Annotated in this window: 21 protein-coding genes; 3 read left to right on the top strand and 18 right to left on the bottom strand. The window is 72.4% G+C overall.

Translation table 11 applies throughout. The features are described from left to right. Positions 1-121 precede the first annotated feature (121 nt). Positions 122-1,273, top strand: a complete 1,152-nt coding sequence (locus tag ACFYPH_RS03770; RefSeq protein WP_354859052.1) for a GNAT family N-acetyltransferase — start codon at positions 122-124, stop codon at positions 1,271-1,273. Continuing rightward, complete coding sequence (locus tag ACFYPH_RS03765) at positions 1,270-2,385, top strand: GNAT family N-acetyltransferase (RefSeq protein ID WP_355063075.1); 1,116 nt, start codon at positions 1,270-1,272, stop codon at positions 2,383-2,385. Before ACFYPH_RS03770 ends, ACFYPH_RS03765 begins: the two co-directional genes overlap by 4 nt. 63 nt (positions 2,386-2,448) lie before the next feature. Here the strand turns inward: ACFYPH_RS03765 and hpf are convergent, their stop codons facing one another. The 8 genes from hpf to efeU all read right to left on the bottom strand — a co-directional run bounded on the left by hpf (position 2,449) and on the right by efeU (position 12,114). Beyond that, a complete protein-coding gene (gene hpf / locus ACFYPH_RS03760; RefSeq protein ID WP_354859047.1) occupies positions 2,449-3,081 on the bottom strand; it encodes a ribosome hibernation-promoting factor, HPF/YfiA family in 633 nt (210 codons plus the stop codon). A 245-nt stretch (positions 3,082-3,326) separates the two neighbouring features. Further along, positions 3,327-4,034, bottom strand: coding sequence for a ComF family protein (locus tag ACFYPH_RS03755; protein WP_355063073.1), 708 nt, complete (start codon positions 4,032-4,034; stop codon positions 3,327-3,329). A 4-nt stretch (positions 4,035-4,038) separates the two neighbouring features. Next, positions 4,039-5,856: an LpqB family beta-propeller domain-containing protein gene (locus ACFYPH_RS03750; protein ID WP_354859043.1), complete on the bottom strand. Its 1,818-nt coding sequence runs from the start codon at positions 5,854-5,856 to the stop codon at positions 4,039-4,041. Further along, positions 5,853-7,610 (bottom strand): MtrAB system histidine kinase MtrB, encoded by a 1,758-nt coding sequence (gene mtrB, locus ACFYPH_RS03745; RefSeq protein WP_355063071.1) that lies wholly within the window; start codon positions 7,608-7,610, stop codon positions 5,853-5,855. Before mtrB ends, ACFYPH_RS03750 begins: the two co-directional genes overlap by 4 nt. A gap of 12 nt (positions 7,611-7,622) precedes the next feature. Further along, positions 7,623-8,312, bottom strand: a complete 690-nt coding sequence (gene mtrA, locus ACFYPH_RS03740) for an MtrAB system response regulator MtrA (RefSeq protein WP_007455837.1) — start codon at positions 8,310-8,312, stop codon at positions 7,623-7,625. Between the two features lie 334 nt (positions 8,313-8,646). Then, entirely contained in the window at positions 8,647-9,924 is a 1,278-nt protein-coding gene (efeB, locus tag ACFYPH_RS03735) for an iron uptake transporter deferrochelatase/peroxidase subunit (protein ID WP_387178641.1), read from the bottom strand. A gap of 25 nt (positions 9,925-9,949) precedes the next feature. Then, positions 9,950-11,083, bottom strand: a complete 1,134-nt coding sequence (efeO, locus tag ACFYPH_RS03730; RefSeq protein WP_355132929.1) for an iron uptake system protein EfeO — start codon at positions 11,081-11,083, stop codon at positions 9,950-9,952. Between the two features lie 23 nt (positions 11,084-11,106). Continuing rightward, entirely contained in the window at positions 11,107-12,114 is a 1,008-nt protein-coding gene (efeU, locus tag ACFYPH_RS03725) for an iron uptake transporter permease EfeU (RefSeq protein WP_387178637.1), read from the bottom strand. Between the two features lie 168 nt (positions 12,115-12,282). On the opposite strand from efeU, the gene ACFYPH_RS03720 reads away from it, so the two are divergent. Further along, positions 12,283-12,441 carry a hypothetical protein gene (locus ACFYPH_RS03720; RefSeq protein WP_354859030.1) on the top strand — a complete coding sequence of 53 codons (159 nt, stop codon included), beginning with the start codon at positions 12,283-12,285 and terminating at the stop codon, positions 12,439-12,441. Positions 12,442-12,516: 75 nt separating this feature from the next. Here ACFYPH_RS03720 and ahcY read toward each other — a convergent pair whose 3' ends face one another. The 10 genes from ahcY to ACFYPH_RS03670 form a co-directional block, all read right to left on the bottom strand. Continuing rightward, on the bottom strand, positions 12,517-14,016 hold the full coding sequence (ahcY, locus tag ACFYPH_RS03715) for an adenosylhomocysteinase (RefSeq protein ID WP_354859028.1): 1,500 nt from the start codon (positions 14,014-14,016) through the stop codon (positions 12,517-12,519). 264 nt (positions 14,017-14,280) lie between these two features. Then, positions 14,281-15,444 (bottom strand): mannose-6-phosphate isomerase, class I, encoded by a 1,164-nt coding sequence (gene manA, locus ACFYPH_RS03710; protein ID WP_387178632.1) that lies wholly within the window; start codon positions 15,442-15,444, stop codon positions 14,281-14,283. A 4-nt stretch (positions 15,445-15,448) separates the two neighbouring features. Continuing rightward, the gene (locus ACFYPH_RS03705) at positions 15,449-16,456 is read right to left on the bottom strand and encodes a cation diffusion facilitator family transporter (RefSeq protein WP_354859023.1); all 1,008 of its coding nucleotides are present in this window, start codon (positions 16,454-16,456) and stop codon (positions 15,449-15,451) included. 58 nt (positions 16,457-16,514) lie between these two features. Further along, complete coding sequence (locus ACFYPH_RS03700; RefSeq protein WP_234587712.1) at positions 16,515-17,711, bottom strand: SIS domain-containing protein; 1,197 nt, start codon at positions 17,709-17,711, stop codon at positions 16,515-16,517. Beyond that, positions 17,708-17,893 carry a Trm112 family protein gene (locus tag ACFYPH_RS03695; protein ID WP_354859020.1) on the bottom strand — a complete coding sequence of 62 codons (186 nt, stop codon included), beginning with the start codon at positions 17,891-17,893 and terminating at the stop codon, positions 17,708-17,710. The genes ACFYPH_RS03700 and ACFYPH_RS03695 overlap by 4 nt, the downstream gene beginning before the upstream one ends. 61 nt (positions 17,894-17,954) lie before the next feature. Continuing rightward, the gene (locus tag ACFYPH_RS03690) at positions 17,955-19,340 is read right to left on the bottom strand and encodes a phosphomannomutase/phosphoglucomutase (protein WP_387178627.1); all 1,386 of its coding nucleotides are present in this window, start codon (positions 19,338-19,340) and stop codon (positions 17,955-17,957) included. Positions 19,341-19,409: 69 nt separating this feature from the next. Beyond that, complete coding sequence (locus tag ACFYPH_RS03685) at positions 19,410-20,468, bottom strand: hypothetical protein (RefSeq protein WP_355063059.1); 1,059 nt, start codon at positions 20,466-20,468, stop codon at positions 19,410-19,412. A gap of 206 nt (positions 20,469-20,674) precedes the next feature. Continuing rightward, a complete protein-coding gene (nfi, locus tag ACFYPH_RS03680; protein ID WP_387178624.1) occupies positions 20,675-21,430 on the bottom strand; it encodes a deoxyribonuclease V in 756 nt (251 codons plus the stop codon). 176 nt (positions 21,431-21,606) lie between these two features. Next, positions 21,607-22,263 carry a tetratricopeptide repeat protein gene (locus tag ACFYPH_RS03675; protein ID WP_387178621.1) on the bottom strand — a complete coding sequence of 219 codons (657 nt, stop codon included), beginning with the start codon at positions 22,261-22,263 and terminating at the stop codon, positions 21,607-21,609. Next, positions 22,263-22,856, bottom strand: coding sequence for a DinB family protein (locus ACFYPH_RS03670; protein ID WP_387178618.1), 594 nt, complete (start codon positions 22,854-22,856; stop codon positions 22,263-22,265). Before ACFYPH_RS03670 ends, ACFYPH_RS03675 begins: the two co-directional genes overlap by 1 nt. Between the last annotated feature and the right edge of the window lie 30 nt (positions 22,857-22,886).

Here is a 22,886-nt window from a genome sequence, read left to right as displayed (position 1 = left end):
CGGCGCGATGGTCACTGGTGGCGGCGGTCCACCCCGCCGAACCCGACATAATTCGCGCACGGGGTCCGCCCGGGACGTAATCCGGTTACGCCTTCGGCGAACGTTCCGGCACGATGCACGGGTGGAGCCTGTGGAGATCGTCGAGGACGGCGTGCTGCTGCGACCCTGGCGGGAGGCGGACGCCGACGGCGTACACCGCGCCTGCCAGGATCGGGACATTCAGCGTTGGACCACCGTACCGCGCCCATACCTTCGCGAACACGCCCGCGGTTTCGTCACGGAGCTGAGCGCGCAAGCCTGGGCGGACGGCACCGGGGCGCCGTTCGCGGTCTGCGACGCGGCCACCGGCGACCTGCTCGGCTCGTGCGGGCTGATCTCCATCGACCGTGCCGGCACCGGTGAGATCGGCTACTGGACGGCCCCGTGGGCGCGCGGCCGGGGCGTGACCGTCCGGGCCACCCGGGCGGTCGCCCGCTGGTCCTTCGAGAAGCTGGGGCTGCGCCGGCTGCTCTGGCAGGCCGAGGTGGGTAACCACGCCTCCCGGCTGGTCGCGCTCCGGGCCGGGTTCCGGATCGACGGCCGGCTGCGGCAGGCGAACCCGGCGCCGGACGGCGGCTCGGACGGCTGGATCGGCTCGCTGCTGCCCGGCGAGGTGCCCGAACCCGGATCGACCGGGCCGGCCGGCCCCGGCACCCTGGTCGCCCGCCGGGCCGCCGTCTTCGGCCGCCCACAGCCGACCCTGTTCGCCACCTCGGCGGCCGCTGAGCTGCGGCTGCGACCGATGGAGGAACACGATCTGGACGCCGTGGTGCAGACCTGCCGGGACCCGGAGACGATCCGGTGGACCACCGTTCCGGATCCGTACGACCGCTCCGACGCGCAGGGGTACCGGGACTACGCCCAGGACGCCTGGGCCCGGGGGGACTCCGCCTGCTTCGTGATCGCCGACCCGGACGACCGGTACGTCGGCACTCTGGACCTGCGGCTCTCCCCCGCCGACCCGCTGCTCGCGGACGTGGGCTTCATGACCGCCCCGGCCGCCCGCGGGCGGGGTCACCTGCCGGCCGCCCTGATCGCGCTGAGCGCCTGGGGTTTCACCACGCTGGGACTGGCCCGGATCGAGTGGAAGGCGAACGTGGGCAACACCGCCTCCCGGCGGGCCGCCGAGAAGGCGGGCTTCACATTCGAGGGGACCGCCCGGGGCGGGGTCCAGCACCGGGGTGAGCGGGTCGACACCTGGGTGGCCGCGCTGCTCGCCGGGGATCTGGCATGACCGGGGCACCGCCGGTCGTCGAGGCGCACGGGGTGCGGCTTCGGCCGTTTCGGGCCAGCGACATCGCGGACCTGGTCGAGGGCTGCGCGGACCCGCTCAGCCAGCGGTTCGTGTCCAGCATGCCGGCCCCGTACACCGAGGTCGACGCCCACTGGTGGGTCGAGGCCGGCGCACCGGCGGTCTGGGCCGGCGGCGGCGCCGCGTACGCCATCGCGGACCCGGCCACCGACCGGCTGCTCGGCGGGGCCGGGTTGAGCAACCCGGTGCCCGGCCGGAGTCAGGCGGAGATCGGCTACTGGCTGCGGCCTGCGGCGCGGGGGCGCGGGGTGGCCACGGCCGCGACCCGCGCGCTGAGCGAGCACGCCTTCGGCGCCGGGACGCTCCGGCTGGAGCTGCTCACCGAGCTGGAGAACGCGGCGAGCCAGCGGGTCGCGCTGGCCGCCGGCTTCCGGTACGAGGGCCTGCGTCGGTCGGCCGGGCAGCGCCGGGACGGCGGCCGGCACGATCTGCTGACCTGGGTACGCCTCGCCGACGATCCCCCCGGCCCGACCCCCCGGCTGCTGCCCGACCTGCCCGACGGGGTGCTCACCGATCAGGTGGTGGCGCTGCGTCGCCTCGCGCCGGACGACGCGGAGATGATGTACGGGCTGCACAGCCGGCCGGAGGTGGTCGCCAACCAGGCCCCGCCGGTGCCACCGACGCCCGAGGCGATCGAGCGGCGCTGCCGGCTCGCGGAGAGCGCATGGCTGACCGGAGACATCGCCCGGCTGCTGATCGTCGACGTGGCCACCGGCGAGCCGGCGGGCAGCTGCGGCCTGTCGTACACCGAGGTGACCAGTGGTGAGGCGTCGATCGGCTACGCGCTGCTCCCGCGCTGGCGGGGGCACGGCTATGCCACCCGGGCGGTCCGGCTGCTCGCCGACTGGGCGTTCGGCCTGGCCGGTATCGCCCGGCTGACCGCCGGCACCGTGCCGGAGAACACCGCCTCGCATCGCGTGCTGGAGCGGGTCGGCTTCCAGCGCGAGGCCCTGCTACGCGGTCGCCTGCCCGGCCTGGCGGGTGCTCGCCTCGACGACCTGACGTTCGCCCTGCTGCCGGCCGACCTGCGCTGACGAGACACGGGGTTGTGGCGGTCGCCCACCACAACCCGGTGCTCGGCGCGGGTCAGGCCCGGCTCAGGTGTCGAGCGAGATGATGCCGTAGTCGTAGGCGTGGCGTCGGTAGACGACGCTGGGGCGGCCGGTCTCCTTGTCCTGGAACAGGTAGAAGTCGTGGCCGACCAGCTCCATCTGGAACAGGGCGTCGTCGATCGTCATCGGCTCCGCCGGGTGCACCTTCTCCCGGGCGATGTGCCACGGCTGGTCGTGCTCCTCCTCGACCCGCTCCGCCACGGCGGTGCCGGCGCGGGCGCCAGCGCCCGGCGCGGACAGCGGGGCGGCCACCAGATCCGTGACCGGCAGGTCGGCGGTGGCGGCGGCGACGGAGATCGGCGCGTGCCGACCACGGTGTACGCGGCGGCGGTCCGCCGCACGGCGTAGCCGGGTGTCGAGCTTCGCGATGGCGGCGTCGAGCGCGCTGTAGAAATCGTTCGTGCAGGCCTCGGCCCGAATCACGGGGCCCCGGGAAATGCAGGTGATCTCCACCCGCTGGCAGTGGTCGGCCTGGCGCGGATTGCGCTCGTGAAACAGCTCGACATCGACGCGGATAATCTTATGGTCGTAGCGTTCGACCTTTGCGAGTTTCTCGGCTACGTGTACCCGGTAATGGTCCGGCACTTCGACGTTGCGGCCCTTGACCACGATGTCCACGTGACCTCCCTTGTTCGGACGTCTTCGATCCGGTGGCCCGGCCGCGCGCCGTGGGGAGACCCGCTGGCGTCGACCGGTCAGTACGGCTACGCCTCCTCTCACCGCCGGGGGCGGGATGGAACGACCTCCTACCCCTGACAGCGAAACGCTAACTCCTGTTCGCCTGGCAGTCACCCCATGTTGCCAAGACCGCCCGGGATTTTTCGCACCTCATACACCAACGGGTGAAACGGAAACACGGTCGGTTACAACTGGTGCCTTTTCTCGGTCGCGGCGAGCACCGCAGCGACGCCCGGTGGCCGCCCGCTCGCGGTCAGCATCCGGGCCGCCGCGGCCAGGGTCACGCCGGTGGTGACGATGTCGTCCAGCAGCACCACGACGGGGGCGCCGCCCGCCCGGCGACGCCCAGCCGACGCGCCGGACCGGGGTCGGAACGCCGCCTCGGCCGCTGCGGCGCGGCCCGCGCTGTCCAGCGTCACCGAGTCCGGCCGGGGCAGCGCGCGCAGCGGACGGTGCACCCGCGCCGGCCAGCCGCCCCGGCGCAGCCGGCTCGCGCAGTGCCGGGCCAACCGGTCCAGGTGGTCGCCGTAGCGGGCGCGGGCCGCCGCGGCGGTGTCGGGCACGGGCACCAACTCCAGCGGGCGGACTCCGCCGACCGCCGCGACGACCACCTCGGCCAGCAGCGCGCCCAGCGGGCGGGCCAGACCGTGCCGGCCGTGCTCCTTGTACGCCAGCAGGGCCTCACGCAGCGGGCCGGCGTACGGGCCGAGGGCGACGCAGGGCGGCAGCCCCGCCGGGGCGGGAGTGGGGCGGACCGTCCGGGGACGCAGCAGGCCCAGCGCCGTCACGCAGGCGGGGCAGAAGCCGTGCCGCAGGACCGCGTGCCGCTCCCGGCAGCCGGCACAGTCCGCGGGCAGGACCAGGTCGGCGAGGTCCGCCCAGAGCCCCCGCACGGCGTCAGTAGAGGAAGAACGGGGCAGACGGGTTGCTCGGCCGGACCCCGGCCGGCGGCGCGGGGACGTCGCGCACACTCTCCGGCTCGATCCGTTCGAACGGGCTGCTGCGGTACGCCACCTTGTTCGCCTCGTACATGTACGCCCCGGTGGGCACGCGCACGCTGCGGTTGGTGGGGTACGCCGTCAGGTGGTTGACCTTGGCGCCCACGTCGGTGCGCAGCGGGGTCTCCAGCGCCCCGTCGACGCTGATCTCGTAGATCGCCGGCTGGCCGGCCGACCCGGCCACCACCAGCCGATCCTCGCCGATCCAGTCCACCGCGGTCAGACCGGTCAGCGAGGTGACCAGGGCCCGGGGCGGGCCGACGGACATCCCGCTCCCGGCGCCGTCCAGGTTGATCGCCGCGACGTAGAGCCGGCCGCCGGCGACCAACGCGACCCGCTGACCGTCCAGCGCGGCGGCGACCGCGGTGACCTGCGGCGAGGGCAGGTTCAGCGGCACCTCCGACATGCGGGCGGCCTCGTCGAAGCGGTAGAGGCGACCGTCGGCCACCACCAGCCCCTGCGCCGGGCGCGAGTCGACGGTACGCAGCCACACCGGGCGGCTGATCGAGGCGTACTCCGTGTCGCCGCGGTTGAGCGCGGCCACCGTGTCCGCGCCGGCGCCCACCGCGAGTCGCTGCCGGTCCTTGCCGCTGGTCACCACCATCGCGGCCAGGACCCGGTTGGCGCCCCGCGCGAGGCCGGCGGACACGATGTTGCGGTTGACCTCGGCCGCCAGGGGCACGACACCGCCGGGCTCGCCGACGAAGTCGAGCGGACGGATCGCGCCCTCGTAGACGCCGAACCGCTGCGGGCCCTCCCGCACCGGGTAGAGCGGCTGGGCCAGCCGGCGCTCGTTGAGGTCCTGTACGGGCTGTGAGTTGTTACGGATCTTCAGCTCCAGCTCGCCCGGCAGGTCACCCAGCGACCAGGCGAGCTGGGTGATCACCTGGTCGACCCGGTTCTGGTCGTCGCCGGACATGTCCAGGTTGACCTCCCAGCGGTTGTTCGCGCCGGTGGCGTTGTTGATCAGCTCGGTGCCGTCGGGCAGGCCGACGACGCCCGGCCGCAGCCAGTCGGACGGGCCGCCGACCAGCCAACGCACGACCTCGTTGACCCGGCGCTCGTCCGGCACAGCGAACGGCAGATAACGCTGGTCGGGCACCAGCCGGGTGCGGTCGGAGCTCCAGAAGTAGATCGACTCGTCCTGGTAGTACTGCTGCAGGGCGACGTCACTGAGCAGCAGCACGTTCGGCGGGTCGAGGACGTACTGGCCGGCGCGCTCGTCGTTGTCGGCGCCGCCGAGCGAGGCGCTGCGCAGCCGGAACTCGTACTCGGTCTCGGTCGCCACCGGCGGCGCCAGAGTGCCGTTGGTCCGCAGCACACCGATCTGCTGCACCGAGATCTTGACCGTGGTGGTCGAGTCGCTGTTGAAGGTGAAGACCGATTCCCGCAGCCGGACCACGGTCAGCGCGACCTCGCTGCCCTTCTTGTCCTGCAGGCGGAGCCTGTGCTCCGGGGCGATGAACGCCTTCACCCGCTCGTACGCCCGGTCCGGCTCGCCGGCGGCGGCGGACAGGAAGTTACGCACGAACGCCTCGTTGTCGCTGCCGCTGGCCGTACGCGACGGGGGTTCGCTGCTTCGGCCGTTGCTCGACCCGGCCTCGGTCGCCGTGCCGGCCTTGCCGTCCACCCGCACGTCGGACGACGCCGGGATGCCGCAGCCCGCGCTGAGCAGCAGCGCCGCGCCGAGGGCGCCCAGCAGTGGTCGAGCCCTCACGAGCGCACCTCCGCCCGCTGGCCGTCCCCCGCTGGCGCGGGGCCGATCGCCAGCGCTCCACCGGTGCCCGGCCCGATGGCCAGCGGGCCGCCGTCGCGGGGGCCGCCGAACGGCAGCGCCGCGTCGGCGGGCACCAGCCGCAGCGGCGACGTGGTGAGCCGGTCACCGGCGCGGGCCGGCAGGGTGAGCCGGAACTGGGCGCCCTGCCCGGGCGCTCCCCAGGCTTCCAGCCAACCACCGTGCAGGCGGGCGTCCTCCAGGCTGATCGACAGACCCAGCCCGGTGCCGCCGGTCTGCCGGGCCCGGGACGGGTCCGCCCGCCAGAACCGGTTGAACACCAGCTTCTCCTCACCCACCTTCAGCCCCACCCCGTGGTCGCGGACCGTGATCGCCACCGCGGTGTCGTCGATGCCGAGGGTGATCAGCACCGGCCGGGCCTCGCCGTGCTCGACGGCGTTGCCGACCAGGTTGCGCAGCACCCGCTCGACCCGGCGGGGGTCGACCTCGGCGATCGCCGGCGTGCTCGGCAGGTCCAGTTCGATCTCCACGCCCACCCGCTCGGCCAGGCCGGCCAACCGGTCGACCACCCGGTGCACCACCGGCACCAGGTCGGTCGGCTCGGCGTCCAGCATGGCGAAGCCCGCGTCGAACCGGCTGATCTCCAACAGGTCGGTGAGCAGCTCCTCGAAACGGTCCAGCTCGGCCTGGAGCAGTTCGGCGCTGCGGGCCACCGCCGGGTCGAACTCGTCGCGCTCGGCGAAGATCAGGTCGGCGGCCATCCGGACCGTGGTCAACGGGGTCCGCAGCTCGTGCGAGACGTCGGAGGTGAACCGGCGCTGCAACCGGGACATCTCCTCCAGTCGCAGGATCTGCCGTTGCAGGTTGGTCGCCATCTGGTTGAACGAGGCGGCCAGCAGCGCGAGGTCGTCCTCGCCGTTGACCACCATCCGCTGGTCGAGAAGGCCGGCGGAGAGCCGCTGGGCGGTACGCGCGGCGACCCGGACCGGGTTGACCACCAGCCGGGTGACCAGGGCGGCGAGCAGACCCAGCAGGACCACCAGGGCTATGCCGGTGGCGACGACGGTGGCTCGGGCGTCCGCGGCGGTGGCGTCCTGGCGGGTCAGCGGCACCAGGTAGTAGAGCTCGATCTGCCCGAAGCGGGTCGGCACCGGCGAGCCGTAGACCAGGTACTTCGTCGGCTCGCCGGTGAGCCGACCGGTCTGGATCTGGCTGGCCACCTTGCCGCTGGCGACCGCGGCTCGCAGCTCCTTGCTGAGCAGGGGCTGGACGTTGACCGCCGGCGCTGTGCGGGTCTGGATCACGGTCGGGTAGTCGGCGGCGGTGATGGCCACCACCACGCCACTGGTCTGCTGTGGGTCGCCGCCGGCCAGGTAGTTGACCGTGCCCTCGATGGTCTCCTGAAGCTGCGCCTCCTGCGGCTGACCGTAGAGGGAGACCTGCTTGGCCGCGTAGCCCGCGCCGCCCTTGACCCGCAACTGGACGTCGGTGCGGGCGTTGTCGAGCAGGATCGTCGTGATCTTGTCAGCGATCAGGTACGCGAAACCGCCCACCAGCAGGCTGGAGGCGACCAGCGTGATGGTCACCACCCGGACCTGGAGCGAGCGGCGCCAGGTCTGGTGCGCCCGGGCCACCAGCCGCGCGCCCCGGCCACTCAGCGCGCGCCACAGGTCCCGGCCGGCGTTGAGCCGGCGGGCTGCCGTGGTCTGGGGGTGCGGGGGCGGCGAGGTCGACACAGTGTGACCAGGCTATCCGGTGCCCGCCTTGTAGCCCACGCCCCGCACGGTGAGGATGATTTCCGGCCGCTCCGGATCTGGCTCGATCTTGGCGCGCAGCCGCTGCACGTGCACGTTGACCAGTCGGGTGTCGGCCGCGTGCCGATAACCCCAGACCTGCTCCAGCAGCACCTCGCGGGTGAAGACCTGACGCGGCTTGCGGGCGAGCGCGACCAGCAGGTCGAACTCCAACGGCGTCAGCTTCACCTCCTCGTCGTTGCGGCTCACGGTGTGGGCCGGCACGTCGATGGTGATCTGGTTGCCGGGCGGGCCGATGGTCAGCATCTCCGGCGCCACGTCCTCGCCACGGCGCAACCGGGCCCGCATCCGGGCCACCAACTCCTTGGGCTTGAACGGCTTGACCACGTAGTCGTCGGCACCGGACTCCAGGCCGAGGACGACGTCCACCGTGTCGCTCTTGGCGGTCAGCATGACGATCGGCACGCCGGATTCGGCACGGATCGACCGCGCCACGTCGATACCACTCATTCCGGGCAACATGAGGTCGAGCAGGACGATATCCGGCCGACTGTCACGAAAGGCGGCCAACGCCCGCTCGCCATCGGCCACGAACGAGGGCAGGAAACCCTCACTGCGCAGCACGATGCCGAGCATCTCGGCGAGTGCGGGGTCGTCGTCGACCACCAGTACCCGGGCTCTCATGGGATTAATATTGCATCCCCGTTCAGTTCGGTGGGACCGGCGTCAGCCGGCACGGATAGTGCCGCCGGCAAACCAGTCACCGCGACCCGCGGCGGCGGCGCCACGTGGTGCGAGGTCCAGCGCAGGGATCGGTTCCCGGGCCGGCTCCCACCATGATCCCCCCTCGGCGCCGTCCGGCGCCACCGTAGCCCCCGGCCGGCCGCGCTGTCGCCATCCGGACGACGGGTCGCCGCCGCGATCCGGTTAGGGCCTGTTTCATAAGGGCGGTCGAGCCGAGGCGGAGTCCGGGCGCCCGCCGCAGGCCGGCCAGTTCTTATGAAACAGGCCCTAGCGCTCAGCCGAAGAGCGCGCGGCCCCAGTGGTCCCCACCGTCGCGCACTCCGGGCGGGCAGGCGAACAGGCCGCTGGAGACGTGCCGCAGATATTCGTTCATCACGTCATGGCGGGCCAACTGGGTCTGGATCGGCACGAACTGCCGGCGCGGGTCCCGCTGGTAGGCGATGAAGAAGAGGCCGGCGTCGAGCCGGCCGAGACCGTCCGAGCCGTCGACGAAGTTGTAGCCCCGCCGCAGCAGGTGCGCGCCGTTGTTCCGGCTCGGGTGGGCCAGGGCGACGTGGGCGTGCTCGGCGATCAGCGGCTTGCCGTCGTCCCCGCGTGCCGCGAAGTCCGGCTCGTCGAATTCCTTGCTGCGCCCGAGCGGGGCGCCGCTGCCCTTGGTCCGACCGACGATCTCCTCCTGCTCGGCCAGGGAGGTCCGGTCCCAGGTCTCCACGAGCATCCGGATCTTGCGGGTGACCAGGTACGACCCGCCGGTCATCCAGTCCGGCCCGTCGCCCGGCTGCACCCACAGCTGGTCGCGGAGCAGGTTGGTCTCCTCGGCCTTGAGGTTGGCCGTGCCGTCCTTGAAGCCGAACAGGTTGCGGGCGGTCGCCTGGTCCCGGGACGTCGACGACGTACGGCCGAAGCCGAGCTGCGACCAGCGGACGCTGACCACCCCCATGCCGATCCGCGCCAGGTTGCGGATCGCGTGCACCGCCACCTGGGGGTCGTTGGCGCACGCCTGCACGCACAGGTCGCCACCGGAGATCGGGGCCTGCAACGCGTCACCGGGGAACCTGGGCAGCTCGGCCAGGGCGGCCGGGCGGCGGTCGGCGATGCCGAAGCGGTCCCGTCCGTCGGCGTCGCGGAACAGCGTCGGGCCGAAGCCGATGGTCAGGGTGAGCTGCGACGGCGGGAGGCCGAGCGCCTCACCGGTGTCGTCCGGCGGGGCCTCCGGCATGCCGCCGACCGCGCCGAGCACCCCGGCGTCGCGGCCGGCCGTCATGCGCACGGCGGCGGCCGTCCACTCCTGGAGCATCTCGACCAGGCGGGCCCGGTCCTTGGTGATCACGTCGAAGGCGACGAAGTGCAGCCGATCCTGCGCCGGGGTGACGATGCCGGCCTGGTGCTCCCCGTGGAACGGGACCGCGCCCGCCGGGTGGTCGCTGGCCGCCGCCGGGCCACGGGAGTCGCCCACCAGCGCGCCCGCGCCGGCGGCCACCCCGGCGACTCCGGCCACCCCCGCGCCGGCGAGCGTGATGGCCCGTCGGCGCGTCAACCTGCTTGCGCTCATCGACTCGACTCCCCCTGCGTCCCGGTCACCGGGCGACGACTGCGGCGACCTTGCTGATCGGCTCGGCGAGCGCGTTGATGCCGTCGGAGAGCTCCTTGAGCTCAGCCTTGCTCAACGCGGTGTGCAGCTTCCACCCGTCGCCGTCGCGGTGCTTGCCGAGCTGCGCCTCGACGTTCGCGAACTCGGTGTCGAGCTGCTTGACCAGCTCCGGCGAGCGCTGCTCCAACGCGGGCCGGAGGGCGGACAGCGCCGCCTTGGAACCGTCCAGGTTGGCGGCGAAATCCCACAGGTCGGTGTGCGAGTAGCGCTCCTCCTCGCCGGTGATCTTGCCGCTGGCGACCTCGTCGAGCAACTCCTTCGCGCCGTTGGCGAGCTGGAGCGGGGAGAGCTTCTCGGCGTTGGCCTTCGCCACGACCTCCTTGACGTCGACCAGCAGCCGGTCCGCGATCGGGCCGTCCTTGCTGATGTCGCCGGACTGCCAGAGGTCCTTCTCGATTCGGTGGAAGCCGGTGAACTCCATGCCCTCCTCGATGACCTCCTCGCGGCCGTCGATCTTGGGGTCGAGGTCGCCGAAGATCTCGGCCACCGGCTCGATCCGCTCCCAGTAGGTGCGCGCGACCGGGTAGAGCGCCTTGGCCTTCGCCACGTCGCCAGCCTTCACCGCGGCGACGAACTCCTCGGTCTTCTCCAGCAACGCGCCGGTCTGGCTCTTGACGTAGCGCTGGTAGTTGTCGGTGGCCCCGGCCAGGGCGGCGTCGGCGGTCAGCGGCTGCGCGGACCCGCTGACCTTGAGCGCACCCCGGATGCCCTTGCCGCTCATCCCCGGCTTGCAGGCCGTCTCGTACGTCCCGGCCGGCAGCTCGACGTGCAGCTCGCGGCTCAGCCCGGGGGCGATGTTCTCCACCTCGCCCATCACCCGGTCGCCGGAGGCGTACACGTAGAACTCGGTGACCTTCGCGCCCGAGTTGGTGATCTTGAAGGTGGCGGTTCCGGCGCCGAGGTCGGTCGTGCCGACCTCGCAGGCGGTGTCGGTGGCCTTGACCACGATCGCGCCGCCGGCCGCGCCCGCCTCATCCTTCTTGGAGTCGGAGCACGCGGCGACGCCGGTCGTCGCCAGCACGCCGGCAGCGGCCAGCGCGAAGAATCGGGTGGTACGCATCTGGGCTGTCTCTCCTCGTGGGGTCAGGCACGCTGCGGCGTTGCTGCCGCGGCGGCCTCGGCCTCGGCGCCGGTGTCGGCCCCGCGCTCGGTGACGGTGGTGATGCTCGTGGCGTCCGGAGACGTCGACTCGGCCGCCGACGCGGCGACGGCGGGCGCCGAGGCCGCGGGGGGTGCCGCCGCGGAGGGCGCAGCCGGCGCCGCGGTGGCCGCGGCCGGTGCGGGGGTACGCCGGGTTGGGCGCAGGAAGAGCGCCAGGACCGGCACGGCGTACGCGATCCAGGCGATCGTCTCGAGCACGGTGGGCGCGGGGGTCACGTTGAACATCCCGGCCAGCAGCGCCGCGTACCAGGTGGTCGGGTCGAGCGTGCTGGTGATGTCGAAGGCCAGGTCGTTGAGGCCGGGCAGGACACCGGACTCCTGGAAGTCGTGCACGCCGTACTTGAGGATGCCGGCGGCGACCAGGATCAGCAGGGCACCGGTCCAGGTGAAAAACTTGCTGAGGTTGATCCGCAGGGCGCTCGCGTACAGCAGCACGCCGAGCACCACGGCGGTGAGGATGCCGCCGATCAGCGCGAGCAGCGGCCCGCTGTCGCCGGCCGCGCCCTGGGCGGCGGAGTAGAAGATCAGGGCGGTTTCGAGGCCCTCCCGGATCACCGCGAGGAAGGCCATCCCGGCGACGGCGAGCGACCCGACGGCCAGTGCCTCGGTGAGCTTGCCGCGCAGCTCGCCCGCGATGGTGCGGGCCGCCTTGCGCATCCAGAAAATCATCCAGGTGACGAACACCACGGCCGCGACGGAGGTGATGGCCTCGAACAGCTCGCGGTCCTCGGAGCGGGACAGCAGCGAGGTCGAGGTGTACTCGATGAGCCAGCCGAAGAGCACCGAGAGCGCCACGGCAAGGCCGACGCCCGCCCACACCTGCGGCAACCGGTCCCGGCGCTGCGACTTCACCAGGAAGGCGACCAGGATGCTGACCACCAGGGTCGCTTCCAGGCCCTCCCGCAGGCCGATCAGGTAGGTGGCGAACATTCTGGCTCCGTGTTCATTAGGCGCGCCTCAGCTAACTTAGGGCAGCCATACCTTCCTCCAGTTCCGGGACCTCGTCAAGTCGTTCATGACAAGCTCACTCTCGCTGTGACCTGGTCTTCGGCGGCCGCCACGAACCGGTCACCGTCCGAGCGTGGGAGGATCCCTGCCGTGAAGGCTTTCCTGCCGTGGCTGGCGGTGCTCGCCGTGGTGCTGCTGCTCAGCGCGCTGCGCCTGCGGGCACTGGCCACCGTCGTGTCCCTGGGCTGGCTGGCCTGGTGCGCGTGGACGTGGTTCCGCCCCAGCCGCCGCGACTCCCGCTCCGGCTGACGTCCCGTCCCGCCCTGGCGGGAACGACGAACCGGGCCGGCTGCGAACAGCCGACCCGGTTCGAAGAGATGTCGATCAGTAGCGGTAGTGGTCCGGCTTGAACGGCCCCTCCTGCGAGACGCCCAGGTACGCGGCCTGCTCCTTGGTGAGCTTGCTCAGCTTGGCGCCGAGCGCGCCCAGGTGCAGGCGGGCCACCTTCTCGTCCAGGTGCTTGGGCAGCACGTAGACGCCGACCGGGTACTCCTCGGTCTTGGTGAACAGCTCGATCTGGGCGATCGTCTGGTTGGCGAACGAGTTCGACATCACGAAGCTCGGGTGCCCGGTCGCGTTGCCCAGGTTCAGCAGACGCCCCTCGGACAGCACGATGATGGCGTGCCCGTCGGCGAAGCGCCACAGGTCGACCTGCGGCTTGATGTTGATCCGCTCGACGTCCGAGCGCTTGGCCAGGCCGGCCATGTCGATCTCGTTGTCGAAGTGGCCGATGTTGCCGACGATGGCCTGGTGCTTCATCCGGGCCATGTGCTCGTTGGTGATGACGTCGAAGCAGCCGGTGGCGGTGATGAAGATGTCCGCCTGCTCGACCACGTCGTCCAGGGTCGCGACCTGGTAACCGTCCATCGCGGCCTGCAACGCGCAGATCGGGTCGACCTCGGTCACCACGACCCGGGCGCCCTGGCCGCGCAGCGACTCGGCGCAGCCCTTGCCCACGTCGCCGTAGCCCATCACGACGGCCATCTTGCCGCCGATCAGCACGTCGGTGGCCCGGTTGAGGCCGTCGATCAGGGAGTGGCGGCAGCCGTACTTGTTGTCGAACTTGCTCTTGGTCACCGAGTCGTTGACGTTGATGGCCGGGAAGAGCAGCGTGCCCGCGCGGTGCATCTCGTAGAGGCGGTGCACGCCGGTGGTGGTCTCCTCGGTGACGCCCTTGATGCCGGCGGCGATCCGGGTCCAGCGCTGGCCGTCCTCGGCGAGCGAGCGGTGCAGCAGTTCGAGGATGACCCCGTACTCCTCGGAGTCGGCGGACTCGACCGGCGGCACGACGCCGGCCTTCTCGAACTCCGCGCCCTTGTGGACCAGCAGGGTGGCGTCGCCGCCGTCGTCGAGGATCATGTTCGGGCCCTGCCCGTCCGGCCAGACGAGCACCTGCTCGGTGCACCACCAGTACTCCGGAAGGGTCTCGCCCTTCCAGGCGTACACCGGGACGCCGGCGGGGGCCTCGGGGGTGCCGTTCGGGCCGACGACGATCGCGGCGGCGGCGTGGTCCTGGGTGGAGAAGATGTTGCAGGACGCCCAGCGGACCTGCGCGCCGAGGGCGACCAGCGTCTCGATCAGGACGGCGGTCTGGATGGTCATGTGCAGCGAACCGGTGATCCGGGCGCCGGTGAGCGGCTGCGCCTCGGCGAACTCCCGCCGGATCGCCATCAGGCCGGGCATCTCGTGCTCGGCGAGCTGGATCTCCTTGCGCCCGAACTCGGCGAGCGACAGATCCGCCACCTTGAAGTCGCCCTCGGCGAGCGTGCTCGGCCGGGCCTCGGACGGCGTACCGCTGGCGGCCGCCGGGAGGGTGCTGGTCATGAAAGCTCCTGTCGAACGATGTCTGCGCCGATCCTCCACCTTACGCGCGCTGGCGACGGGCGCCGGGGGACGGGCTGCGGACAGCGCACGGGGCGGTCGGTGGTGGACAGACCCGCTGCCCACTTCCGCCCGCCCCGTGCATCCCCCCGGTTTGGTTCCCCGCACGTTGTCGGACCGTCGTCGCGATAACGCTGCGTACTCATAGAGTCACATTCAGCCAGGGGCGCGTCAAGCTATTCCGGGAAAGTCGGACTTGTGTCGGGCTCAGCGCAGCCCCGACGTCGCCACGTACGCCTCACCGTCGCCGCCGACCCGCAGCGGCTCACCGGACGCCGTGCCGATCGCCGCCTGGCCGGACGCCAGCGTCAGCGCGCCCGTCCCGTCGTCGACCGTGACCGAGCCCGCAGCGCAGAGCACCACCCGGGGGCCGGGCAGCGCCACGGTGACCTCCGGCACGGCCGCGCCGACCCGCACCCGGTGCAGCGCGAAGTCGTCCACCGGCACCGGCCAGCAGTCCACGCCCGGGGCGATCGGCTGCGCGGCACGTACCGGATCGTCGAGCACCTCGAAACGCAGCACCCGCAGCAGCTCGTCGACGTCCACCCGCTTCGGGGTCAGACCCCCGCGCAGCACGTTGTCGCTGGCCGCCATGATCTCCACGCCGCAGCCGCTCAGGTACGCGTGCAGGTTGCCCGCGGGCATCCAGATCGCCTCTCCCGGCACCAGCCGCAGGTGGTGCAGCAGCAGCGCCACCAGCACGCCCGGGTCGCCCGGATAGACGGTCGCCAACCGGCGGGCCAGCTCCGCGTCCGGGCCGTCGGCCGCCGACGCCAGGGCGGCACGCAGCAGCCCGTCGCGCTCGGCGACCGGCCAGCCGAGCAGCGTCCGCACGGCCGTGCGCAGCCCCGCCGGCCCGGCCCGCAGCGCGTCGACCACCGGCCCCAACGCCGGTACGCCGAACGCGGCGAGCGCCTCGGCCGACTCGGCCGGATCCCGGAAGCCGCACAGCGCCTCGAACGGGGTGAGCGCGACCAGCAACTCCGGCTTGTGGTGCGGGTCGGAGTAGTTGCGCTCCCCCGCCGGCCGGCCCGCCTCCGCCGCGAAACCCACCCGGGCCTGCTCGGCGTCCGGGTGGGCCTGCAGGCTCAGCGGCGCGTCGGCGGCGAGGACCTTGAGCAGGAACGGCAGCCGGGTGCCGAACCGGTCGGTCACCCGCTGGCCCAGCCACTGCCCCGGCTCGTCGCGCACCAGGTCACAGAGGCTCACCCGCAGGCCGGCGCGCTCCACCCTGGCCGGGGCGCCGGGGTGGGCGCCCAGCCACAGCTCCGCCTCCGGGCCGGTGCTGGGCACCGGTCGACCCTGCAACATCGCGATGGCTGAGCGGGACCCCCAGGCGTAATCCCGGATCGGTCCGTACAGCGGTTCCACCGTCTCAGCCCCCGGGCCGCCCGACCGCCTCGCCCGACGCGTCCTCGGGCTGCGGTACGGCGGTGTCGGCGGCGGTGCCGGTGCCGGCCGCCGCGGCGGCGGCGCTGTAGATGTCCGGCTCCAGGTAGATCACCCGGGCGATCGGCACCGCGGTGCGGATTCGCGCCTCCACGGCGTTGATGCCACGGGCCACGTCGTGGGCGCTCTCGCAGGCCGGCACGCCGATCTTCGCGGCCACCATCAGCTCTTCCGGGCCCAGGTAGAGCGTCTTCATGTGGATGATCCGCTCCACCTCGGGGCCCTCGGTGATGGCCCGCTCGATGGCGGCCAGGTCCTGCTGCTCGGCGCCCTCACCGAGCAGCAGGCTCTTGGTCTCGATGGCCAGCACGATGGCGATGACCACCAGCAGGATGCCGATCATCGCGGTGCCGGCGGCGTCCCACCGGCCGTTGCCGGTGATCAGCGTCATGCCGACGCCGAAGAGCGCGAAGACCAGACCGACAAGCGCGCCGAAGTCCTCCAGGAGCACCACCGGCAGCTCCGGCGCCTTGGCCCGCCGGATGAAGCGCACCCAGGACTGGTTGCCCCGGATGTGGTTGGACTCCTTGATCGCCGTCCGGAAGGAGAACGACTCCATGGCGATCGCCGCCAGCAGCACCGCCACCGGAAGCCACTGCCACTCGGTGATGCCCTCCGCGTGCGACCACTTGTGGTACGCCTCGTAGAGGGCGAACAGGCCGCCGATGCTGAACAGCACGATCGACACGATGAACGCGTAGATGTAGCGCTCCCGGCCGTACCCGAACGGGTGTTCCGGGGTGGCCGCGCGCTTCGCCCGCTTCCCGCCGAGCAGCAGCAGACCCTGGTTACCGGAGTCGGCGACCGAGTGGACCGCCTCGGCCAGCATCGACGAGGACCCGGAGAGCAGGAACGCGATGAACTTGGTGACAGCGATGCCGACGTTGGCCAGCAGGGCGGCGACGATCGCCTTCGTCCCGCCGTTCGCGCTCACGCCGCCACTCCGCTTCGCGTCGTGGTGACGTACGTGACGCGCCGCCCCCTGCGTACGTTCACTGGTTCGACAGCTCCTTCATCTCGGTGATGGCCGGGACGGCCATCGGGTCCAATCCGTGTGCCAGAGCAAGGTAGATCGAGGCGAAGTCCGGTACGGCGATCAGGGAGGCAAGCCGCTCCAGAGCCGACCCACCCTCGGCGGTCACCACGTCGCAGCGCACACCACGGCGCTCCGCGAGGGTCTGCACCGCGTCCGCGCGGCGCTCCTCGACCGCGAGCGGCTCGTCCGTGTCGTCCTCGGCGTTGAGGCCGCCGTCGCGCAGCAGGACCAGCCGCAGCCGGGTGCCCTCGCCGTCGTCCTCCGCCGGGTCGGCGAAGATGTCCCGCTCCCCCTCGGCCAGGCCGCCGAAGACCCCGTCCAGCAGCCCGACCCGGCCCCGCCCGGCCTCGCCCAGCGCCCCGGTGACCACCGGGTAGCGGGCGTTGGCGGACAGGGTGTCACCGAAGCGGCGGGCCGCCACGGTGGCCAGCGGGGACGAGCCCCACACGATCGGGATCGAGCCGGCCAGGCCCAGCGCCAGCGACTTGGCCGGGTTGACGAACGACTCGGCGGCGGAGCGGCAGCGGTCGGCGTCCGCGTCCAGCCGGGCCGCCGTCTCCGCCAGGTCCGCCTCGTTGACCTTCACCAACCCGAGCGAACGCGCGGCGAGCAGCACCGGCACGGTGAGCGCCCAGAGACTGGCCCGGGCCGGCGCGCGGCGCGGCACCGGGATGAACGGCGCGCGGGCCCGCTCGGCCACCGACTGCAACTGCGAGTCCGGGGCGCCCACCGCGACCAGCCGGGCACCGCGACGGTGCGCGGCCTCGGCGGCGCCCAACGCCTCCGGGCTCCGACCGGACGCGCTCACCGCGATCACCACGTCGGCGGCGCCCACCCAACCGGGTACGCCCGCGCTGCGGTGCCCGATGATCGGAACCGGGCAGCGCGGCCCGGCGACCGTGGCCAGCACGTCACCGGTACGCCCGGCGGTGCCGATGCCGGCGATCACCACGGCCCGGGGACGCCCGTCGTCGGCGAGCACCGCCAGGTTCGCCTCGGCGGCCAACGCCGCGCTCTCGCGCACCTGGGCGCCGGCCGACGCGGTGTGCCGCAGCATGCCGCCCGGGTCGTGCTCGGCCAGCGCGTCCGGGTTGTCGAGCAGGGCCTCGTCGGCGTCACGACGCCCGCTGACCCCGGCCGTACCGTCGATCATGACTGCAGTCCGGGGCCGCCACGCGCCTCGTCGAGCAGCAGCACCGGCACGTCGTCGCGGACCTCGAAGATCCGGCCGCACTCCGTGCAGGTCAACGTCTGCGCCTCCGCGTCGTAGGTGAGCGGGGCGTGGTGCGTGTCCGGGCAGGCAAGGATCTCGAGCAACTGCGGATCCAGGGCCATGGCGCGGCTCCTTCCACGAGTGCGGGGTCACCGGCGGCGGTGCCGACCGGCGCAGGCGATCTTATCGGCGAACGCGGCCGAGCACCTCGTCCCGCAGCGAGACCATCCGCTCGCGGGTGGGCGCCTCGACGTTGAGCCGCAGCAGCGGCTCCGTGTTGGAGGCACGCAGATTGAACCAGGCGCCGTCGGGGAAACGCAGCGTCAGCCCGTCCATCTCGTCGGCCGTCGCGTCCGGGTACGCGGCACGCACCTCGGCCACCGCCGCGGCCTGGTCGGCGACCGTCGAGTTGATCTCGCCGGAGGCGATGTAGCGCTCGTACTCGCCGGCCAGCACCGACAGCGGCTGCGACTGCTCGCCCAGGGCGGCCAGGGTGTGCATCGCGGCGAGCATTCCGGTGTCGGCGAACCAGAAGTCCCGGAAGTAGTAGTGCGCGGAGTGCTCGCCGCCGAAGACCGCGTTGGTGCGGGCCATCTCCGCCTTGATGAAGGAGTGCCCGACCCGGGCGACCACCGGCTCCCCACCGTGCTCGCGGATGATCTCCGCGACCGCACTGGAGGTGATCAGACCGTGGATCACCGTGGAGCCCGGGTGCTTGGCCAGCTCACGCGCCGCGACCAGCGCGGTGATCGCCGACGGCGACACCGGCTCGCCGCGCTCGTCCACCACGAAGCACCGGTCGGCGTCCCCGTCGAAGGCCAGGCCGATGTCGGCCCCGTGCTCGACCACGGCACGCTGGAGGTCGACCAGGTTCGCCGGGTCCAGCGGGTTCGCCTCGTGGTTGGGGAAGCTGCCGTCCAGCTCGAAGTAGAGCGGCACGATCTCCAACGGCAGGGGCGACAGGGCGGCGTCGCCGAGCACGGTGGGGACGGTGAAGCCACCCATCCCGTTGCCGGCGTCGACCACCACCTTCAGCGGCCGGATGCCGGAGAGGTCGACCAGCTTGCGCAGGTACGCGGCGTAGTCGGGAAGCAGGTCCCGCCGCTCGGCCGGGCGGGTCGGCTCACCCGCCGGGCGCGACGCCCCGGAGTCCAGCAGGGCCTGCGCCCGCTCCCGGATCTCCGCCAGCCCGCTGTCCTGGCCGATCGGCCGGGCGCCGGAGCGGCACATCTTGATGCCGTTGTACTGCGCCGGGTTGTGACTGGCGGTGAACATCGCGCCGGGCAGGTCGAGCGAGCCGGAGGCGAAGTAGAGCAGGTCGGTGGAGGCGAGCCCGATCTCAATCACCGAGCGGCCCTCGGCCCGCACCCCGGCGGCGAACGCGGCGGCCAGGCCGGGCGAACTGGCCCGCATGTCGTACCCGACGACAACCGCGTCGCCAGGCTCGTCACTGGCGTTGAGCAGCTGGGTGAAGGCGGCCCCGAGCGCCTCGGCGACCCGTTCGTCCCACTGGTCCGGCACCGTCCCTCGGACGTCGTACGCCTTCACGATCTGGGACAGATCAGACACTAGTTCCGCTCCTTGGCCGCAGGTTTCCAACGAACCTGAGCGTATCGGAGCGTCCGGGCCCGGCCCCGGTCAGCCGGGGAGCCGAGGCATGAACACGGTGTGATCGCCACCGTCGGGCGGCGTGGGCGGGTCACCGGGCAGCGGCCGGGCACCCGGACCAGCCGGAGCACCCGGCATCGGTTGCGTGGCGTCCGGAGTCGGCGGCACGGGTCGCGCCCCGTAGACCCCTCCGCCGGCGGGGCGGGGCGGAGGCACCTGGCCGGCGGTCGACGGCTGCTGGCCGTACACCGGGCCGGGTTGACCGGGCACGGCGGGCGACCCACCGCCGGAGCGGTAGGTGGTGCCACCGGGGTTGCCCGGCAGCGGGCCGGGCTCGTCGGACGGCGTGCGGTCCTGCCGGGAGCGGCGCACCAGCAGCACGATGAGCAGCAGGCCGACCGCCACCATCGCGATGCCGAAGAACATGATCGGCGAACCACCGCCGGACTCGGCGGCCACCGCGGTCACGCTGGGCGCGGCGGACGTCGGGCCCAGCGCGGCCGGGTTCACCACCTCGCCGGCCGCCGCGACCTCGGTGGGACTGGGGGTCGGGGTCGGCTTCTTCGACGGCGTCGGGGTGAGCGACGGGGAGAGCCGCCCGGTGACCTTCGCCGTGTCGGCGCCCTGCCCCAACTGCTGGCCGGCAGCGGTCAGAGCCACACCGGTCACGTAGAGCTGGCCGCCCGGCGCGTCGGCGGCGAACGCCACCCGGTACCGCACGGTGATGCCCTTGCCCTTGCACAGGGTCGGCTTCGCCGGTGCGGTCTGCCCGGTCTCCACGTTGCCGTCACCGCCGCCGACGGCCACCGGAACCCAGTGCCCGCCCGCGTTCACCTGGACCGCCACCTGGCTCGGCTGGAGACCCTCAAGGCGCAGACCCAGGGCGGTACGCAGCAGGACGCAGCCGCCGGAGCGCTTGCGCACCGCGACGTTCACCCCCTGGGCCGAACCCCCGGCGGCGAAGCTGCTGGCCGACCCCACACGGACCGAGTCCTCGTCGGCCAGCGCGGGTGACGCACCGAGCATCACCAGGCCGACCAGCAGACCGCAGACCGTCGCGAGCCGTGCCGCGCGTCGACGCACCGTCATGATCACCTCACCGTTCTCCCCGGGTGGGGTCCGCGGCCAGGCTACTACCGGCCTACCCCCGCCACCGGTCATAGAGCGGCCCGCATGTGTCCGGCGTTACGGTTTACGACCGGCCCGGCGGCCACCGAGCCTTGATCCACTCGGTATCGGCGATATCGGGGTGTCCCACGGCCTCGGACACCCCGATATCGCCGATGTCGAGTCGATCACGCTCGGCGATCTCCGTCGGTAGAGCCTCCGAGGGCTCCACCGCCCAATTCGTCCAGGTTGGAGTGCGTGATCCCGGCGAGGGCGTCGCGGCACAGCCGGTCGGCGGTACGGGTCGTCTCGGGCAGGCGGTAGCGCGGAGTCAACGCGAGCACCTGCGCGGTCGCGTTGTCCAGGCTCATCCGGTGCCCGACGCTCACGAAGACCGGCTTCACCCCGTCCCGGGTCCGCAGCACCCGGCCCACGACCTCACCTCCGTCGCGCAGCGCCGACCAGGCACCCCGCTCGGCGGCCGGTGGATCCCACTCGCCAACCAGCGGCGTCTTGCCCACGCCGATCGCGGGCAGGCCGGTGACCACCCCGAGGTGACAGGCGAGCCCGAACCGGCGCGGATGGGCCACGCCGTGCCCGTCACAGACCAGCAGGTCCGGGCTGGTCGTCAGCGTGTCCAGCGCGGCGAGCAGAGCCGGCAGCTCGCGGAAGGCGAACAACCCCGGCACGTAACCGAACGAAGGCCGGCCCACACTGACCGCCGAATCCACCACCGCCAACGTCCGGGCGTCCAGCACGGTCACGGCCGCCGCGAGGAGGTCGCCGCTCTCGGCGTACGCGACGTCCAGGCCGGCCACCGTCGCGGGCGCGGCCGGACCCGGCCCGACCAGGTCGACGAGCGGCCGCAACTCCTCCTGTACGGCCACCGCCTCCGCCTCGCTGCGCGGCACGTACCCCAGGTCCGGCGTTGATCCACCAGACATCAGCGCCCACCCTTGATCCACACCGGCCCCCGGCCTTGATCCACTCGGTTTCGGCGATATCGCGGTATCCCACGTCCTCGGACACCCCCATATCGGCGATGTCGAGTCGATCACGCTCGGCGAAGCCCGTCGGCGAGGGCGTCGGTCACCTCGTCGGCTACTTGTCCTACTCGTGATCAGGCGAGTTTCAGCTCGTCGCGGGCCTCCTGCACCCACCGGGCAACACCGTGCGCACCGCTGCCGGCCGCGAGCTCGGCCGCCTCGTCGAGCAGCTCGCGGGCGGCATCCCGGTCACCGTCGGTCGCCGCCAGGTCCGCCAGACCGATCAGGTTCGCCGCGACCCCCGGCGTGAAGGACAGCTCCCGGCGCAGCCGGGTCGACTCCGCCAGCAACTCCCGCGCCGCGTCGACCCGACCGGCGGCCTGCTCACCGAAGCAGAGGTGCCGCAGCACGTACGACAGGGTCAGCTCGTCGCCCGCCTCGGTCGCCAGCTCACGCGCCCGCGCGAAGGCCGGGTCGGCGGTCGCCTGGTCCTGGCGGATCACCTGGTGGACCGTGCCCACCCAGAACAGCGACTCCCCCTCGCCATGAGCGTCACCCAGCTCGCGGTAGAGCTGCGCCGCCCGCTCGAAGAGCCGCAGCTCGGCCGCGTCCTCCGCACCGGTCTCCAGGAAGCGGGCATGCAGGAGCCGGCCCCGGGCCAGAGCCGTGTCCGCCTCCAACGCCACGAGATCCCGCTCCGCCTCGTCCAACGACTTCGCGTCGCCGCCGAAGACCGCCTGCTCATAGCGCTCCTGCGCCCGCGTCAACCGGATGTCGGACCCTTCGGCCATCACTGACCCACCCTTCCGTCGATGCGCTCGCGCAGGAGATCGGCGTGGCCATTGTGCCGCGCATACTCCTCGATCATGTGCACCAGCAGCCGACGAAGCACGATGACGTTGCCGTCCCGCTGCCGTCCCTGCACTCCCAGATCCGCTGCCTCGGCGACGAAGCGCTCGGAGAACTCGACCTCCGTACGCCAGGTGAGGTACGCCTCGTCGACCACGGCCGGATCGGCCACCGCGCCGTCGAAGTCGCCGTCGGGATCGTCGTCCGAGCAGTACAGCTTGGGCGCGACCTGGCCGGCCATGGTCCTGCGGAACCAACCGCGCTCCACTTCGGCCAGATGTCGGATCAGCCCGAGCAGCGACATCGTCGACGGCGGCACCGCCCGCCGGGCCAACTGCTCGGCGTTCAGGCCGTCACACTTGAGTTCGAACGTGAGGCGCTGGTCACGCAGGTACTCGACGAGCACCGTCCGCTCGTCGGCGAAGTTGCCATCCGAGCGCGGGTCGTCGTCCGGATGAACGAACAGGTACGACCAACCGAAGGTCCGCGTGGGTTCGCCGTCGGAGGTCGTCGCCTCGGCGCGTGAGTCAGCCATACGACGACTCTTGTCGATAACCGTCCACCT

Source organism: Micromonospora sp. NPDC005252 (assembly GCF_042872475.1).
GTDB lineage: Bacteria > Actinomycetota > Actinomycetes > Mycobacteriales > Micromonosporaceae > Micromonospora.
The sequence above is the reverse complement of the archived record's forward strand: the minus strand, read 5'-3'. Positions and strand labels throughout refer to the sequence as shown.

What these genes read in the sequence shown, in the direction of transcription:
- ACFYPH_RS03765 (WP_355063075.1), top strand. Translation starts at nt 1,270, where the DNA reads ATGACCGGGGCACCGCCGGTCGTCGAGGCGCACGGGGTGCGGCTTCGG.
- mtrA (WP_007455837.1), bottom strand. Translation starts at nt 8,312, where the DNA reads ATGAGAGCCCGGGTACTGGTGGTCGACGACGACCCCGCACTCGCCGAG.
- efeB (WP_387178641.1), bottom strand. Translation starts at nt 9,924, where the DNA reads ATGAGCGCAAGCAGGTTGACGCGCCGACGGGCCATCACGCTCGCCGGC.
- efeO (WP_355132929.1), bottom strand. Translation starts at nt 11,083, where the DNA reads ATGCGTACCACCCGATTCTTCGCGCTGGCCGCTGCCGGCGTGCTGGCG.
- efeU (WP_387178637.1), bottom strand. Translation starts at nt 12,114, where the DNA reads ATGTTCGCCACCTACCTGATCGGCCTGCGGGAGGGCCTGGAAGCGACC.
- ahcY (WP_354859028.1), bottom strand. Translation starts at nt 14,016, where the DNA reads ATGACCAGCACCCTCCCGGCGGCCGCCAGCGGTACGCCGTCCGAGGCC.
- ACFYPH_RS03700 (WP_234587712.1), bottom strand. Translation starts at nt 17,711, where the DNA reads ATGATCGACGGTACGGCCGGGGTCAGCGGGCGTCGTGACGCCGACGAG.
- ACFYPH_RS03695 (WP_354859020.1), bottom strand. Translation starts at nt 17,893, where the DNA reads ATGGCCCTGGATCCGCAGTTGCTCGAGATCCTTGCCTGCCCGGACACG.
- ACFYPH_RS03685 (WP_355063059.1), bottom strand. Translation starts at nt 20,468, where the DNA reads ATGACGGTGCGTCGACGCGCGGCACGGCTCGCGACGGTCTGCGGTCTG.
- nfi (WP_387178624.1), bottom strand. Translation starts at nt 21,430, where the DNA reads ATGTCTGGTGGATCAACGCCGGACCTGGGGTACGTGCCGCGCAGCGAG.
- ACFYPH_RS03675 (WP_387178621.1), bottom strand. Translation starts at nt 22,263, where the DNA reads ATGGCCGAAGGGTCCGACATCCGGTTGACGCGGGCGCAGGAGCGCTAT.
- ACFYPH_RS03670 (WP_387178618.1), bottom strand. Translation starts at nt 22,856, where the DNA reads ATGGCTGACTCACGCGCCGAGGCGACGACCTCCGACGGCGAACCCACG.